Source organism: Pseudomonas putida NBRC 14164 (assembly GCF_000412675.1).
Lineage (GTDB): Bacteria > Pseudomonadota > Gammaproteobacteria > Pseudomonadales > Pseudomonadaceae > Aquipseudomonas > Aquipseudomonas putida.
Genome location: NC_021505.1, coordinates 4,753,146 through 4,768,430, shown reverse-complemented (window position 1 = coordinate 4,768,430; position 15,285 = coordinate 4,753,146). Strand labels below are relative to the sequence as shown.

The following is a 15,285-nucleotide window of genomic DNA, read 5'->3' as shown; positions in this document are numbered from 1 at the left end:
CGATGGGTTTCAACCTTTCTGCCTGGGCGCTGCGCAACCGCCAGATCGTCCTGTTCCTGATGATCCTGCTGGCGGCCATTGGCGCCATGTCCTACACCAAGCTCGGCCAGAGCGAGGACCCGCCATTCACCTTCAAGGCCATGGTCATTCGTACCCTGTGGCCGGGCGCCAGCGCCGAGGAAGTGTCGCGCCAGGTCACCGAACGTATCGAGAAGAAGCTGATGGAAACCGGCGAGTACGAGAAGATTGTCTCGTTCTCGCGCCCCGGCGAGTCGCAAGTCACTTTCATGGCCCGCGACTCGCTGCATTCCAAGGACATCCCCGAGCTGTGGTACCAGATCCGCAAGAAGGTCGCGGACATTCGCCACACCCTGCCACCGGAGATCCAGGGCCCGTTCTTCAACGATGAGTTCGGCACCACCTTCGGCAATATCTATGCGCTGACCGGTAAGGGCTTCGACTACGCGGTGCTCAAGGACTACGCAGACCGCATCCAGATCCAGCTGCAGCGGGTCAAGGATGTGGGCAAGGTCGAGCTGGTGGGCCTGCAGGACGAGAAAATCTGGATCGAGCTGTCCAACCTCAAGCTGGCCACCCTCGGCGTACCCCTGGAGGCCGTGCAGCAGGCCCTGCAGGAACAGAACGCGGTGAGCACCGCCGGCTTCTTCGAGACGCCCAGCGAGCGGCTGCAACTGCGGGTGAGCGGGCGCTTCGACAGCGTGGAGCAGATTCGCCAGTTCCCCATCCGCGTAGGTGACCGCACGTTCCGCATCGGCGATGTGGCCGAAGTGCACCGTGGCTTCAATGACCCACCCGCGCCACGTATGCGCTTCATGGGCGAGGATGCCATTGGCCTGGCCGTGTCGATGAAGGACGGCGGCGACATCCTGGTACTGGGCAAGGCCCTGGAAGGCGAGTTCGAGCGCGTGGCGCGCAACCTGCCGGCTGGCATGGAGTTGCGCAAGGTCTCGGACCAACCTGCGGCGGTCAAGGCCGGTGTGGGCGAATTTGTCCAGGTGCTGGTCGAGGCACTGGTCATCGTGCTGCTGGTGAGCTTCTTCTCGCTGGGCCTGCGCACCGGCCTGGTGGTGGCGCTGGCCATCCCGCTGGTGCTGGCCATGACTTTCGCCGCCATGCACTATTTCGGCATCGGCCTGCACAAGATTTCCCTTGGTGCGCTGGTGCTGGCGCTGGGCCTGCTGGTGGACGACGCGATCATTGCCGTGGAAATGATGGCGATCAAGATGGAGCAGGGTTACGACCGGCTCAAGGCAGCCAGCTATGCCTGGAGCAGCACTGCCTTCCCGATGCTTACTGGTACCCTGATCACTGCAGCAGGCTTCTTGCCCATCGCCACTGCTGCTTCCAGCACTGGCGAATACACCCGCTCGATCTTCCAGGTGGTGACCATCGCCCTGTTGACCTCGTGGGTGGCGGCGGTGGTGTTCGTGCCCTACCTGGGCGAGCGCCTGCTGCCAGACCTGGCCAAGCTGCACGCTGCGCGTCATGGCAAGGACGGCCACGCGCCAGACCCTTACGCCACGCCCTTCTACCAGCGTGTGCGGCGGGTGGTGGAGTGGTGCGTGCGGCGGCGCAAGACGGTGATCCTGCTGACCATCGCGGCCTTTGTCGGCAGTATCCTGCTGTTCCGCTTCGTGCCCCAGCAGTTCTTCCCTGCCTCCGGGCGCCCGGAGTTGATGGTTGACCTGAAGCTGGCCGAAGGCGCCTCGCTGGCCAATACCGCCGAGCGGGTCAAGCAATTGGAGGCACTGCTCAAGCAGCAGGACGGTATCGATAACTACGTGGCCTACGTGGGCACCGGCTCGCCGCGCTTCTACCTGCCGCTGGACCAGCAGCTGCCTGCAGCCAGCTTTGCCCAGTTCGTGGTGCTGGCCAAGTCGATGGAGGACCGCGAGCGCCTGCGCAGCTGGCTGATCAGCACCGTGGACCAGCAATTCCCCGACTTGCGTGCCCGCGTCACGCGCCTGGAAAACGGCCCGCCCGTGGGTTACCCGGTGCAGTTCCGGGTCACCGGCGAGCACATCGAGAAGGCCCGTGCGCTGGCCCGCGAAGTGGCCGACAGGGTGCGCGAGAACCCGCATGTGGTGAACGTGCACCTGGACTGGGAAGAACCCAGCAAGGCTGTGTTCCTCGAAATCGACCAGGACCGCGCCCGCGCCCTGGGCGTGAGCACCGCGCACCTGGCCAGCTTCCTGCAAAGCTCGTTGACTGGTACCACGGTCAGCCAGTACCGCGAGGACAACGAGCTGATCGAGATCCTGTTGCGCGGCACCCAGCAGGAGCGCGGTGACCTGGGTAACCTCGGCAGCCTGGCGTTGCCGACCGACAATGGTCAGAGCGTGGCGCTGTCGCAGGTAGCGACCCTGGAGTACGGCTTCGAGGAAGGCATCATCTGGCACCGCAACCGCCTGCCCACGGTGACCGTGCGCGCCGATATCTACGACAAGGAGCAACCGGCCACGCTGGTGAAACAGATAGAGCCGACCCTGCAGTCGATACGCGCCAAGCTGCCGGACGGCTACCTGCTGGAAGTGGGCGGCACGGTTGAAGACTCCGAGCGTGGGCAGAAGTCGGTGAACGCTGGCATGCCGCTGTTCGTGGTAGTGGTGCTGAGCCTGCTGATGATCCAGCTGCGCAGCTTCTCGCGCACGGTGATGGTGTTCCTCACCGCACCGCTGGGGCTGATTGGCGTGACTCTGTTCCTGCTGGTGTTCCGCCAGCCGTTCGGTTTTGTCGCCATGCTGGGCACCATTGCCCTGGCGGGCATGATCATGCGCAACTCGGTGATCCTGGTGGACCAGATCGAGCAGGACATTGCGGCAGGGATGGAGCGTTGGCAGGCGATCATCGAAGCCACGGTGCGGCGCTTCCGGCCAATCGTGCTGACTGCACTGGCGGCGGTGCTGGCGATGATCCCGTTGTCGCGGAGCGTGTTCTACGGGCCGATGGCGGTGGCGATCATGGGTGGCTTGATCGTGGCCACGGCGTTGACCCTGTTGTTCCTGCCGGCATTGTATGCGGCGTGGTTCAGGGTGAAGAAAACCTGACTGACCTCACCGCCCTGCAGGAGCAGCCTTGCGCTGCGAAGAGGCCGGTGCAGCAAATGAAAATTCATCTTGCTGTCCCGGAATCTTCGCAGCACAAGGCTGCTCCTGCGAGGGTACTGCGGCCGCGTTGCGGATCAGAGGGCGCCGAAGACCTTCTTGGCCAGGCTGGTAGCGGCCTGCGCCGGGTTCTGGCGAATGCTCTGCTCCTGCTTGCCAATCATCTCGAACAGGCCGTCCAGCGCCTTCTCGGTCACGTAGTTCTCGATGCTGGCGCTCTTGGCGTCGACCACACCCAGTGCCACCGCCTGCCCGGCGAAGTTGTTGTACTGCTGGGCCAGGCCGACCTTGTCGGTGGCCTGCTTGACGATAGGCAGGAACTTGGCGCGGATCTGCTCGCGGCTGCTCTTGTTCAGGTACTGCGTGGCCGAGTCGTCACCGCCGCTGAGGATGCCTTTGGCATCGGTCACGCTCATGTTCTTCACGGCATCGACCAGAATCGCCTGGGCCTGCGGCACGGCGGCTTCGGCGGCCTTGTTCATGCTGGCTTCAAGGGCATCGACCTGTGCACCTTTGCCGAACATCTTCATGGCCTTGGCCGCTTTGCCCAGGTTGCCCGGCAATTCGATGCGCACGTCGGGGTTATTGCTGAAACCACCCGGGGTGCTCAACTGCTTGACGGCCAGCTGCGCACCCTGGGTCAGGGTATCTTTCAGGCCGCCAGTGGCGTCTTTCTGGCTCAGGTCGCCCAGCGACAGGGCCAGTGCGCTGGCCGACAGCAGCAGGCCGGCGCACAGGGTGGAAAAACGCAGGGAAGTGCGGATCATGAAGCTTTCCTTGTAAACAGATGAATACGGGTGTCAGCGAACCTGGTCGACCTTGATGCGTACAGTTTTCGGGTCACTGCCGTCGAGCATGACACCATGGTGTTCGGTATTGATGAACAGCAGCTTGCCATCCAGCTCGATGCGCGCACTCACCGCATAGCGGTGGCCGGGTTTGACCTGGGCTGGGTCGTAGCTGAGGTGGAACGGCAGCGGCACGTTGCCTTTGACCGGGCCGGCCTGGCGGGCGAGGGTCACGGCAGGGGCGTCCATCAGCGAAACATCCTGCAGCTCCACGCTCAAGGTAGCCGCAGGCGGCAGGGCGATACGCTGCAGGTAGAAGACTTCGCCGTCCAGGCTGGCCTGGGTGGATGGGCTTTGGCTGGAACAGGCTGCGAGCAGGGATGCGCAACACAGCATAAAGAGCTTTTTCATGGAATCTCCATAGGTCCTTGGAGCTGGCTTGTGGCCAACCCCAGGGACTTTAGCGGATTTTCCCGGTAGATGAACCGTCAGATGGTCGAAGTTTCCAGGCCATCGTCACGGTGCAGGGCCACCTGGCGGATCGACAGGCGCAGCTCGGCCGACAGCACACGCTTGGCCACGCCCTCGGCCAGCTCGGCGAGCTTGTCGTGATAACCCAGCTTGCCGTGCCCGTCTGCATGCACCACGCCTTGCTGGAGCAGGGTCTGGATGAAGTGGCGGAACAGCGTCTTGTCGAAGAACTCCGGGGCATTCAGGCCATGCAGGATCGACAGGCGCTGGGCCATCATCACGCAGAGGTCTTCCAGCGCTTCGGCGCTGAGTGTGTTTTGTCCGCTGTTGAGCAGCAGCGAGGTGGCCATGTAGAAGCGCTGCAGGGTCTGGGTGATGGTGCGGGCGAGCAGGGTGAGCAGCACGAACTGCCGCGAGCTGGGCGCCGGGCGTACGTACACGTCGTTCTCCTGGCGCAGCAGGCCTTGCTCGACCAGCGCGGCCAGCCATTGGTCGATCACCTCGTCCAGTTGCTCTGGCGTCCAGCGCAGGAACAGTTCGGCCTGCAGGTATGGGTACAACGCGTGCACATATTGGCCCAGCAGTTCGCGGCTCATGCGCGAGCTGCTGAGGAAGAAGCTGGCCAGCAGCGCCGGCAGGGCGAAGATGTGCAGCACGTTGTTGCGGTAATAGGTCATCAGTACCGCATTGCCTTCATCCAGGTAGAGGATGCGGCCCAGGGCGTCCTTCTGCTCGGCCACCAGGTTCATGCTACGCACGTGTTCGATCAGTGCCTGGCCGTCGCCGTCGGGCAGGGTGGTGTGCGGCGAGTAGGGCACCTGGCGCAACAAGGCCAGGTAAAGGTCGAGCACGCGGGTCAGGGCGCGTTCGTCAAGGGCCAGGCGGCTGGTGGACAGCAGCGCCAGGGCCACCAGGTTGACCGGGTTGATGGCGGCCGCCTCGTTGAGGTGACGGGCCACGGTTTCGCCCAGGCGGGTAGTGGCGGCGTTGAGCCAGGCCGGGCGGTACTGCGGGCCGTGATCCTGTTCACGCCAGCCGGGCTGTTGCTCATCGAGGAAACCGGCGAGACGGATCGGTTCACCGAAGTTGACGTAGACCTGGCCAAAGCGCTGCCTGAGCGCGCCAAACACCTTGAAGATGTCGAACACCGACTCCTTCTTTTTGCTGGCACCGCGCAACTCGCCCAGGTAGGTGCGGCCTTCGAGCACGCGCTCGTAGCCGATGTACACCGGCACGAACACGACCGGCGTGCGTGACGAGCGCAGGAAGCTGCGCAGGGTAATGGCCAGCATCCCGGTACGCGGCTGCAGCATGCGCCCGGTACGCGATCGGCCACCTTCGACGAAGTACTCGACCGGAAAACCCTTGGTGTACAGGGTATGCAGGTACTCGTTGAACACGGCGGTGTACAGCGGGTTACCCTTGAACGTACGGCGCATGAAGAAGGCGCCGCCCCGGCGCAGCAGGTTACCCACCACCGGCATGTTGAGGTTGATGCCAGCGGCCACGTGCGGTGGGGTAAGGCCGTTGCGGAACAGCAGGTACGACAGCAGCAGGTAATCGATGTGGCTGCGGTGGCACGGCACGTAGATCACTTCGTGGCCGGGGGCTATGCCCTGAACCTGTTCGATATGGTTGACCTTGATGCCGTCGTAGATCTTGTTCCAGAACCAGCTGAGCACCACTTCGAGAAAGCGGATGACCGTGTAGGTGTAGTCCGAGGCGATCTCGTTGCCATAACGCAGTGCCTGTGCTTCGGCCTTGGCCAGCGGCAGGTTCTCGCGTTGGGCCTCGTCGGCGATGGCCTGGCGCACCTGCGGGGCATGGATCAGGCCTTTGACCAGGTTGCGCCGGTGCGAGATGTCCGGGCCGATGACGGCGGTCTTGAGGTTGCGAAAATGCACGCGCATCAGGCGCTGGGCCATGCGCACGGTGCGCTCGTGGCCCTTGTTGTGCTGCACCAGTTCGCGCAGGTGGAGGGGCGCGGAGAACTGCACCCGGGTCTTGCGCCCCAGGATCAGCACGGTCAGCAGCCGGCGCAAACGCCCGGTCACCGCCCAGCTGTCGGCGAACAGCAGCTTCCATGGGCTGGACTCACTGGCCGGCGTCTGGCCCCAGAACACGCTGACCGGGATGATCTGCGCATCTTCTTCGGCATGCTGGCTGACGGCAGCCACCAGGCGCTCAAGCGTGGGCGGGGCGCCGCTTTTGTCCTGGCGGCCAAGCCAGTCCGGATCGGGAGTCAGGTAGAAGAACCCGGCCGGCTCCTGCAGCGGGCCGACAGCCACCGGCAGCACCGGGCGCGGCAGCCCCGCCTTGGTGCACTCGTGGTCGAGCACGGCCAGGTCGGTGAGCGCGGGCGAGGGCAGCGCATAGAACACCGGCCGACTGCGGTCGAGGTTGAGGGACATGGAAGACTGGTTGATGGTCTCGGAGCGCACCCACACGTACAACAGGCGACGCAGGGCGCCGAAGATCAGGCGGCGCAGGGGGGAACGGGTCATGGGGTGAGTGCCCTGGGTGTGATTTTCAGGTGAGTATCCAGCTATTTAGTCTGCCGTATCGGCGTAAGTTCAGCAAAAAACGGCCAACGGCGGGACCGTCATCAATTTTTTTTGTTCTGTGTCATATACTCGGCCTGCCACTTGCAGGATATTTCAGCAAGCGGCGTTGGCACGGGGCCGTGAGCTCATGCCTACAAGGCGATCTTCACAATAAAAATCCGGAGTAGTTCAGATGTCGTCTCGTGAGACTGGGAATGTAAAGTGGTTCAACGATGCCAAAGGCTTTGGCTTCATTCAGCGCGAAGGTGGTGCGGATGTGTTCGTCCATTATCGGGCGATCCGCGGTGAGGGGCATCGTTCCCTGGTCGAGGGGCAGCGGGTTGAGTACTCCTGCGTGCAGGGCCAGAAAGGCCTGCAAGCCGAGGACGTAGTAGGGCTCTGAGCCTCAAGCTGTAAGCCTCAAGCTGCAAGTGACCGTGTACTTGCAGCCTGATGCGATCCGTCTTGGCGCTTGCAGATCAAAGCTTGCAGCTCAAGAAGTGCGCCAGGTGATTTCCTCTTCACCGTCGGCGCTGATGCGGACCCAGCGGTCGGCATCTTCTTCCCCGTCTTCCTCGACCCAGCCACCCGGCGCGCAGCGCACTTCCACACCCAGTGCGGCGAATGCAGCGCGGGCGCAGGCGATATCATCGGCCCATGGCGTCTGATCGCTTTCCAGGTACAGGCTGTTCCATTTCCCTACAGCCTTGGGTAGCCAGGTGACCGGAATGTTACCGGCCTTGCATTTGAACGTCTGGCCTTTCTGCTGCCATTCGCTGCACGGGCCAATCGCCTGGGCGAGCCACTCGGCAATCTGCTTGTGGTCGACGTCGGCGTCCTTCAGGTAGATCTCGATATCGGGTTGGCGCATAAGGGCTCCGGGTTTGCTCAGTCTTGGCGCACGAAATAGTCATAACGCATTGAAACCGTGACCTCGAACGGCTCGGGCTGGTCGATCACCCTGGCGCGTTTTTCGGCGCTGGCGCGCCACCCGTGCGGGGTCATCGCCAGCAGGTCGGCGCGTGCCTTGGGCACGGCCAGGCTCAGGCGGAACTCGAGCGTTTCGCTGTGGGCGTGGGCCATGCCTTCAGGGACGAGGGCCAGGTGCTTGTCGTCGGCGTAAGGGCGTACCTCATCGTACAGCACCTCGCGCAACTCCATCAGGTGGCCGCTGGTCGGGCCCACCCGCATCAGGCCACCGCCGGGGCTGAGCAGGCGCTTGGCCTCGGCCCAGTCCAGCGGGCTGAACACGCTGGCGATGAACTGGCAGCTGGCGTCGGCCAGCGGCACGCGGGCCATGCTGGCGACCATCCAGGTAACCTGGGGCGCGCGGCGGCAGGCACGCTTGACCGCCTCGCGGGAGATGTCCAGGGCGTAACCGTCGGCAGCCGGCAGGGCCTGGGCGAGCAGTGCGGTGTAGTAACCCTCGCCGCAGCCGATGTCCAGCCAGGCGCCGGGCTGGCGCTCGGCGGCCAGCTCGGCCAGGCGGCGGGCCACCGGGGCGTAGTGGCCAGCGTCGAGGAAGTCGCGGCGGGCCTCGACCATGGCCTGGTTGTCACCTGGGTCGCGGCTGTTCTTGTGCTGCACCGGCAGCAGGTTCAGGTAACCCTGGCGGGCGCGGTCGAAGCGGTGGCCGGCCGGGCACACCACACTGTTGTCGAGCCGGCTCAGCGGCGCCTGGCAAAGGGGGCAGGTGAGCATCAGGCGAGCAACCGAACCAGAGTCTGGTAGTAGATTTCGGTCAGCAGGTCCAGGTCGCTGGCCAGGATCCGCTCGTCCACCTGGTGAATGGTGGCGTTGACCGGGCCAAGCTCCACCACCTGGGTGCCCATGGTGGCGATGAAACGGCCATCGGAAGTGCCGCCGCTGGTGGATGGCTGGGTATCGCGGCCGGTGACGCCCTTGATGCTGTGTGCCACGGCGTCGAGCAGTTCACCAGGTTCGGTGAGGAACGGCAGGCCAGACAGCGCCCAGTCGATCGACCAGTCCAGTTCATGCTTGTCGAGAATCGCCGACACTCGCGCCTGCAGGCCTTCGACAGTCGACTCGGTGGAGAAGCGGAAGTTGAACAGCGCGGTCAGCTCGCCCGGTACCACGTTGGTGGCGCCGGTGCCGGAATTGAGGTTGGAGATCTGGAAGCTGGTTGGCGGGAAGAACGCATTGCCTTCGTCCCAGTGCTCGGCTGCCAGTTCCGCCAAGGCCGGGGCGGCCAGGTGGATCGGGTTACGTGCCAGGTGCGGGTAGGCCACGTGGCCCTGCTTGCCGCGCACGGTCAGCTTGGCACCCAGCGAGCCACGGCGGCCGTTCTTGACCACGTCACCCAGGAGGGTGGTGCTGGAGGGTTCGCCTACGATGCACCAGTCCAGGCGTTCGTTGCGTGCTTTCAGGCGCTCGACCACTGCCTTGGTGCCGTGGTGCGCAGGGCCTTCCTCGTCGCTGGTGATCAGGAAGGCGACCTTGCCGCGGTGGTTCGGGTAGTCGTGCACGAAGCGCTCGCTGGCGATCACCATGGAGGCCAGGCTGCCTTTCATGTCGGCGGCGCCGCGGCCGCAGAGCATGCCGTCAGCGTCGATCAGTGCTTCGAACGGTTCGTGCTGCCATTGCTGCACCGGGCCGGTGGGCACCACGTCGGTGTGGCCGGCAAAGCACAGCACCGGGCCGTCCTGGCTGCCGTGGGTGGCCCAGAAGTTGTCTACGTCTTCAATGCGCATCGGCTCGAGCCTGAAGCCCACGGCGCCCAGGCGTTTCATCATCTGCGCCTGGCAGTCGGCGTCGACAGGGGTGACCGAGGGGCGACGGATCAGGTCGCAGGCCAGTTGAAGGGTAGGCGAGAGCTCGGCAGGGGCCGTCATGGGGGACTCCGGGGCAAGGCAAGGCGGGGAAATCTGAGGGGCGTTATCTTATATCAAACCGAAGGGCCAATGGGGCCGCTTTGCAGCCCTGTCGCGACGCAAGGCCGCTGCCACAAGCGATCGCGGGTTATCTGGCTGCCGCGGTCCCCTGTAGGAGCGGCCTTGTGCCGCGAAAGGGCTGCAAAGCAGCCCCGGCAATCTCAAGCCTGTTGCGGCTCGGCAGCCTTCTCCACTGGCTTGGGCAGCGAAGACAGCAACGCCATCACCAGCGCCGCCACGTAAGGCAACGACTGAACCAGCAGCATCGCCACCCAGAAGCGCATGTCCGAACTCGGCAGCCCCTGCACCAGGTAGATGCCCAGCGCCGCACCCCACAGCAGCAACATGATGAACAGCTCTTCCCGCGCTTCGGAAAGTGCCACCAGCAGCCCATGGCTGTCGGCATTCTTTGGCGTGCGGAAGAACGGCATGCTGCTGGTGAAGAAACCGTACAACACCGCCTTGGCAATGGTATGCGACAGCGCCAGCCCGGCCAGTGCTGCGGCAAAGGCGTCCTTGAGGTTGACCCCCACTGCGCGGCGGTAAAGGAAGATGATCTTGCCGACCTTGAAGAAGAACAACGCCAGCGGCGGGATGGCGAAGATCATCAGCGGCGGGTCGACCCGGTGCGGCACGATGATCATCGCCGCCGACCACAGCAGCGCGCCTATGGTGAAGAAGATGTTCATGCCGTCGGCGACCCACGGCAGCCAGCCGGCCAGGAAGTGGTAGCGCTGGCCACGGGTCAGCTCGCTGCCCTTGCCGCGCAGCAGGGCACTGGCGTGGTGCTTGATGATCTGGATGGCGCCGTAGGCCCAGCGGAAGCGCTGCTTCTTGAAGTCGATGAAGGTGTCGGGCATCAGGCCCTTGCCGTAGCTGTTGTGGGCGTAGGCGGCCGACAGGCCCTTCTCGAACACGCGCAGGCCCAGCTCGGCGTCCTCGCAGATGCACCATTCGGCCCAGCCCAGCTCTTCCAGTACCGTGCGCCGGGTCATGGTCATGGTGCCGTGCTGGATGATGGCGTCACGGTCGTTGCGGGTGACCATGCCGATGTGGAAGAAACCCTTGTACTCGCTGTAGCACAGCTTCTTGAAGGCGCTTTCGTGCTGGTCACGATAGTCCTGCGGCGACTGCACCACGGCAATTTTCGGGTCGGCGAAATGCGGCACCATGTGCTTGAGCCAGTTGCGGTCGACGCAGTAGTCCGAGTCGATCACTGCGATCACTTCGGCGTCCTTGGCCGTATGCGGGAGCAGGTAGTTCAGCGCGCCGCCCTTGAAGCCGGCCAGTGGCGCGACGTGGAAGAACTTGAAGCGCTCGCCGAGCTTCTCGCAGTGAGCCTTCAGCGGCTCCCATACGGCCGGGTCCTTGGTGTTGTTGTCGATCACCAGCACTTCGTAGTCGGGGTAGTCCAGCGCGGCCAGGGCGTCGAGGGTCTGCTTTACCATCTCGGGTGGCTCGTTGTAGCACGGCACATGCACCGACACCTTGGGCCGGTAGGCGCTGTCGGCCTGCACCGGCAGGAACTCGCGTCGGCGCTTGTGTATCCATACTGCCTCGGCCAGTTCATGGGCCTCGGTCAGCAGCACGATGAACACGCCCAGCGCGCCAAGGGCAAGCAGCACGCCCACGGTGAGGCTGAACCAGGTGCTGTATTGCTGGCTGTAGTCATAGGCAATCCACACCAGCACCGACCCGCACAGGAAGGTGATGAAGGTGAGGAATGTGCGGCCGCGCTGGCGCAGCGCCGAGCCGTCGATGAACAGCACCATCAGCGCAATCATCGCCAGCACCACCGAGGCTACCGCCAGGGCGCGCCACTGCGGGATCGCCACCACGGGGCCGTCGAAGTTGAATTTTTGCTGGCGCTCGGCGTTGTACACGCCCCAGTAGGCGCCTACCGAGCCTTCGTCGCTGGCCTTCCACGGCTGGTCATAGGCTTCGATGACGAAGTAGTTGTAGCCACGGCGGTTGAGGGTGTTGACCAAGGTGCGCAGGTAGATGGCCTGGTCGGCCTGGCTGGCATCGGCACCACCGCGCATGCGGCCGTTGCTCGGCCAGCCGACCTCCGACAGCAGCAGCGGTTTGCGCGGGAACTGGTGCTTCAGCTCACGGGCGCGGTCGAGCACGAACTCGACCGAATCCTTCATCGGCACGAATTCCCAGTAGGGCAGGATGTGCGCGGCAATCAGGTCGACGTGCTTGGCGATCTCCGGGTTTTCCTTCCAGATGTGCCATTGCTCACTGGTGGTCACCGGTACCTTGACGGCTGCGCGTACCCGGTCCAGGTATTTGATCAGGTTTTCCGGGGTGACTTCTTCACGGAACAGCGCCTCGTTGCCGACCACTACCCGCACCACGCTGCGCGAGGTATTGGCCAACTGGATGGCCGTGGCGATTTCGCGTTCGTTGCGCTCCAGGTCCGGGCTGATCCATATCCCCAGGGTCACGCGCAGGCCGAATTCCTCGGCCAGACGCGGGATGTCGGCCTGGGTGCCCTCCACCGTATAGATACGGATGCTGTCGGTCAGTTTGCTCAACTGCTCCAGGTCCTGGCGCATCTCGTCGTCAGTGGGGTACTGGCCCTTCTGCGGGCTTTCACCCAGGCGGAACGGCGAATACGAAAAGCCAGAGATCTGCTCTGGCCAGGCGGGGGCGGAGACCGGGCGGTTGATCAGTGCCCAGAACCCGGTGAACAGCGCGGCGATGGCCAGCACCACAACCAGGTTCAGGCCGAATTTACGTGAAGACATTGTCGTCCATTTGTGTCGAAGTGATAGGACATTAAAGCAGGGTTGGTAGTGTCTTTCCTAACGATGCAGGCCATGGGCCCGCTGGCATATAATGCGCGCCGGTTTTTTGGGGTATGAACATGAGCACAGAAGATCCACGCTTCGCCGGCGTTGCCCGGCTGTATGGCGACCAGGGGCTGCAACGCCTGGGCCAGGCCCATGTGGGCGTGGTCGGTATTGGCGGGGTTGGCTCGTGGGTGGCCGAAGCGCTGGCCCGCAGCGGCGTGGGTGAAATTTCCCTGTTTGATCTGGACGACGTCTGCGTCAGCAACACCAACCGCCAGGCCCATGCCCTGGAAGGGCAGGTGGGGCGGCCCAAGGTGGAGGTCATGGCTGAGCGCCTGCGGGCGATCAACCCGGCATGCACGGTGCATGCGGTGGCCGACTTCGTCACCCGTGAAACCATGGCCGAGCACATCCACGAGCAGCTGGACTGTGTAATTGACTGCATCGACAGCGTCATGGCCAAGGCTGCGTTGATTGCCTGGTGCCGGCGGCGCAAGATCGCCATCGTGACCACAGGTGGCGCTGGTGGTCAGATCGACCCGACACAGATCCAGATCGCCGACCTGAACAAGACCTTCAACGACCCGCTGGCCTCGCGGGTGCGCTCCACCCTGCGCCGCGATCACAACTTCTCGCGCAATGTCAGCCGCAACTATGGTGTGCCGTGCGTGTTCTCCAGCGAACAGCTGCGTTACCCCAAGGGAGATGGCAGCGTTTGTCTGCAGAAGAGCTTCGTGGGTGAGGGTGTAAGGCTGGACTGCTCGGGTGGCTTTGGCGCGGTGATGATGGTGACCGCGACCTTTGGCATGGTGGCGGCGAGCAAGGCGATCGAGAAGCTGGTGGCCGGTGCGCGGCGGCCTTCGGAACGTATCAAGCCTGAGTAAACTGTGAGGGCCTCTTCGCGGGCTCGCCCGCTCCCCCAGGTGCCTCACCTTTGCTGAGAGATGTAGTACCTGTGGGAGCGGGCAAGCCCGCGAAGAAGCCAGCACACATTCAGCAACTGGACGCCAACTGCGCCATCCGCTGTAACACTGCATGCAGCCCATTGCTGCGTGACGGCGAGAGCTGGCGCTCTAGCCCCAGTTGGGTGAACCACTCGCGCAGATCAAGCCTGGCCAGCTCTTGACTGGTCAAACCCTGCACTCGCACCAGCAACAACGCCAGCAGCCCGCGCAACAAGCGTGCATCGCTACTGGCCTTGAACCGCCACTGCCCATCGACAGGTTCGGCCACCAGCCAGACCAGGCTTTCGCACCCATGCACCCGGTTGGCTTCGGTCTTGTCAGTCTCGGCCAGTGGTTCCAGGTGGTCGCCCCACTGCATCAGCAGCCGGGCGCGCTGTTCCCAGCCCTTGCCTTGCTCAAACGCTTCCAGCGCCTGGCGCGCCTGTTCCGGCATGCTCATCGCAGCAACTCCAGGCCCTGATCAAGCGCAGCGAAGAAGCGCTGCAAGTCGTCGCTGTCGTTGTACAAGCCCAGCGATACGCGGATTGCGCCCTCCAGCCCCAGCCCTTGCAAGAGCGGCATGGCGCAGTGGTGTCCGGCACGCACGGCGATCCCTTGCTCGGTGAGCAGGTGGGCGATATCGGCGTTGTGCACGCCCTCGATGACGAAGCTGGCCAGCGCCGTCTGCGGTGCCCCCAATACCCGCACGCCCTCACGGTCAGCCAGGCCGCGCAGCAAATGCTGGTGCAGGCTGGTTTCGTGGGCTTCGACAGCCTGGGCGTCGAGGCTGGCCAAATAATCCAGGGTTGCCCCCAGGCCTATCACCCCGGCGATTGGCGGCGTACCTGCCTCGAACCCCAGCGGTGCGGGGCGAAAGCTGGCGCTCTGGTACTCGGCCAGTTGCACCATCTCGCCACCGAACTGCCAATGGCGCAGCAGCTCCAGTGCCCGAGTGTGGCCGTACAGCACGCCAACCCCATCCGGGCCGTACAACTTGTGGCTGGAGAACACATAGAAGTCGCAGCCCAGTTGCTGCACATCGTGGCGGCCATGCACCACGCCCTGGGCACCGTCTACCACGGTCAGCGCGCCTTGTGCGCGGGCATGGGAAAGCAGGGCCGGCAGCGGTTGCCAGGTACCCAGTACGTTGGACAGCTGGCTGACGGCGAGCACCCGGGTGCGCGGGCCTATCAGTTGCAGTGCCTGGTTCAGGTCGATGCGGCCAAAGGGATCCAGCGGCAGTATCACCAGGCGCAGGTTGCGCCGGCGTGCCAGCTGCTGCCAGGGCAGCAGGTTGGCATGGTGTTCCAGCGCGCTGATGGCAATTTCGTCACCGGCTTCGAAGCGGTGCTCAAGGCCGTAGGCCAGCAGATTCAAGGCCGAGGTGGCACCGTGAGTGAACACGATCTGCCGTGAGTCAGCGGCATTCAACCAGGCGGCGACCTTGTCGCGGCTGGTTTCGAAGGCCTGGGTCGCCAGTGCACCGGGCAGGTGCTGGGCACGGTGTACGTTGGCCGCGCCGTGGCCGTAGTAATGGCTCAAGGCATCGATCAGGGCTTGCGGCTTTTGGGTGGTAGCGGCGCTGTCCAGATAGGTCTGGTGCTGCCGTTGCAGGGCGGCGATGGCGGGGAAGTCGGCACGCCAGGGGGAGGGCTGGAACATGGTCACGGGGCCTGGAATGAAAATCGGGTCTGGCGTGGTGCCAGACCCGATCTTAACATTTCA

The 15,285-nt window shown here is 64.1% G+C and carries 12 protein-coding genes; 3 read left to right on the top strand and 9 right to left on the bottom strand.

Annotated features, from left to right (window positions below; translation table 11 throughout):
* The first annotated feature begins 2 nt into the window (after window positions 1–2).
* A complete protein-coding gene (locus tag PP4_RS21140) occupies window positions 3–3,068 on the top strand; it encodes an efflux RND transporter permease subunit (protein ID WP_016501183.1) in 3,066 nt (1,021 codons plus the stop codon).
* Between the two features lie 134 nt (window positions 3,069–3,202).
* On the opposite strand, the gene PP4_RS21135 is transcribed toward PP4_RS21140, so the two are convergent.
* The 3 genes from PP4_RS21135 to plsB all read right to left on the bottom strand — a co-directional run bounded on the left by PP4_RS21135 (window position 3,203) and on the right by plsB (window position 6,888).
* Entirely contained in the window at window positions 3,203–3,892 is a 690-nt protein-coding gene (locus PP4_RS21135) for a DUF4197 domain-containing protein (protein WP_016501182.1), read from the bottom strand.
* Window positions 3,893–3,925: 33 nt separating this feature from the next.
* Window positions 3,926–4,324: a YbaY family lipoprotein gene (locus PP4_RS21130; protein WP_016501181.1), complete on the bottom strand. Its 399-nt coding sequence runs from the start codon at window positions 4,322–4,324 to the stop codon at window positions 3,926–3,928.
* A gap of 77 nt (window positions 4,325–4,401) precedes the next feature.
* On the bottom strand, window positions 4,402–6,888 hold the full coding sequence (gene plsB, locus PP4_RS21125) for a glycerol-3-phosphate 1-O-acyltransferase PlsB (protein WP_016501180.1): 2,487 nt from the start codon (window positions 6,886–6,888) through the stop codon (window positions 4,402–4,404).
* A gap of 232 nt (window positions 6,889–7,120) precedes the next feature.
* On the opposite strand from plsB, the gene PP4_RS21120 reads away from it, so the two are divergent.
* Window positions 7,121–7,330 carry a cold-shock protein gene (locus PP4_RS21120; protein WP_016501179.1) on the top strand — a complete coding sequence of 70 codons (210 nt, stop codon included), beginning with the start codon at window positions 7,121–7,123 and terminating at the stop codon, window positions 7,328–7,330.
* Window positions 7,331–7,420: 90 nt separating this feature from the next.
* Here PP4_RS21120 and PP4_RS21115 read toward each other — a convergent pair whose 3' ends face one another.
* From PP4_RS21115 to PP4_RS21100, 4 genes are all read right to left on the bottom strand, one after another.
* Window positions 7,421–7,798, bottom strand: a complete 378-nt coding sequence (locus tag PP4_RS21115) for a hypothetical protein (protein WP_016501178.1) — start codon at window positions 7,796–7,798, stop codon at window positions 7,421–7,423.
* A 17-nt stretch (window positions 7,799–7,815) separates the two neighbouring features.
* The gene (locus tag PP4_RS21110; RefSeq protein ID WP_016501177.1) at window positions 7,816–8,628 is read right to left on the bottom strand and encodes a putative RNA methyltransferase; all 813 of its coding nucleotides are present in this window, start codon (window positions 8,626–8,628) and stop codon (window positions 7,816–7,818) included.
* Window positions 8,628–9,779 (bottom strand): succinyl-diaminopimelate desuccinylase, encoded by a 1,152-nt coding sequence (gene dapE, locus PP4_RS21105; RefSeq protein ID WP_016501176.1) that lies wholly within the window; start codon window positions 9,777–9,779, stop codon window positions 8,628–8,630. Before dapE ends, PP4_RS21110 begins: the two co-directional genes overlap by 1 nt.
* A gap of 200 nt (window positions 9,780–9,979) precedes the next feature.
* Window positions 9,980–12,571 (bottom strand): glycosyltransferase, encoded by a 2,592-nt coding sequence (locus PP4_RS21100; protein ID WP_016501175.1) that lies wholly within the window; start codon window positions 12,569–12,571, stop codon window positions 9,980–9,982.
* A gap of 119 nt (window positions 12,572–12,690) precedes the next feature.
* Here PP4_RS21100 and tcdA point away from each other — a divergent pair, with 119 nt between their 5' ends.
* Window positions 12,691–13,500 carry a tRNA cyclic N6-threonylcarbamoyladenosine(37) synthase TcdA gene (gene tcdA, locus PP4_RS21095; protein ID WP_162471774.1) on the top strand — a complete coding sequence of 270 codons (810 nt, stop codon included), beginning with the start codon at window positions 12,691–12,693 and terminating at the stop codon, window positions 13,498–13,500.
* A 109-nt stretch (window positions 13,501–13,609) separates the two neighbouring features.
* Here the strand turns inward: tcdA and PP4_RS21090 are convergent, their stop codons facing one another.
* Window positions 13,610–14,020, bottom strand: a complete 411-nt coding sequence (locus PP4_RS21090) for a SufE family protein (RefSeq protein ID WP_016501173.1) — start codon at window positions 14,018–14,020, stop codon at window positions 13,610–13,612.
* Window positions 14,017–15,222 carry a cysteine desulfurase gene (locus PP4_RS21085; RefSeq protein WP_016501172.1) on the bottom strand — a complete coding sequence of 402 codons (1,206 nt, stop codon included), beginning with the start codon at window positions 15,220–15,222 and terminating at the stop codon, window positions 14,017–14,019. Before PP4_RS21085 ends, PP4_RS21090 begins: the two co-directional genes overlap by 4 nt.
* Between the last annotated feature and the right edge of the window lie 63 nt (window positions 15,223–15,285).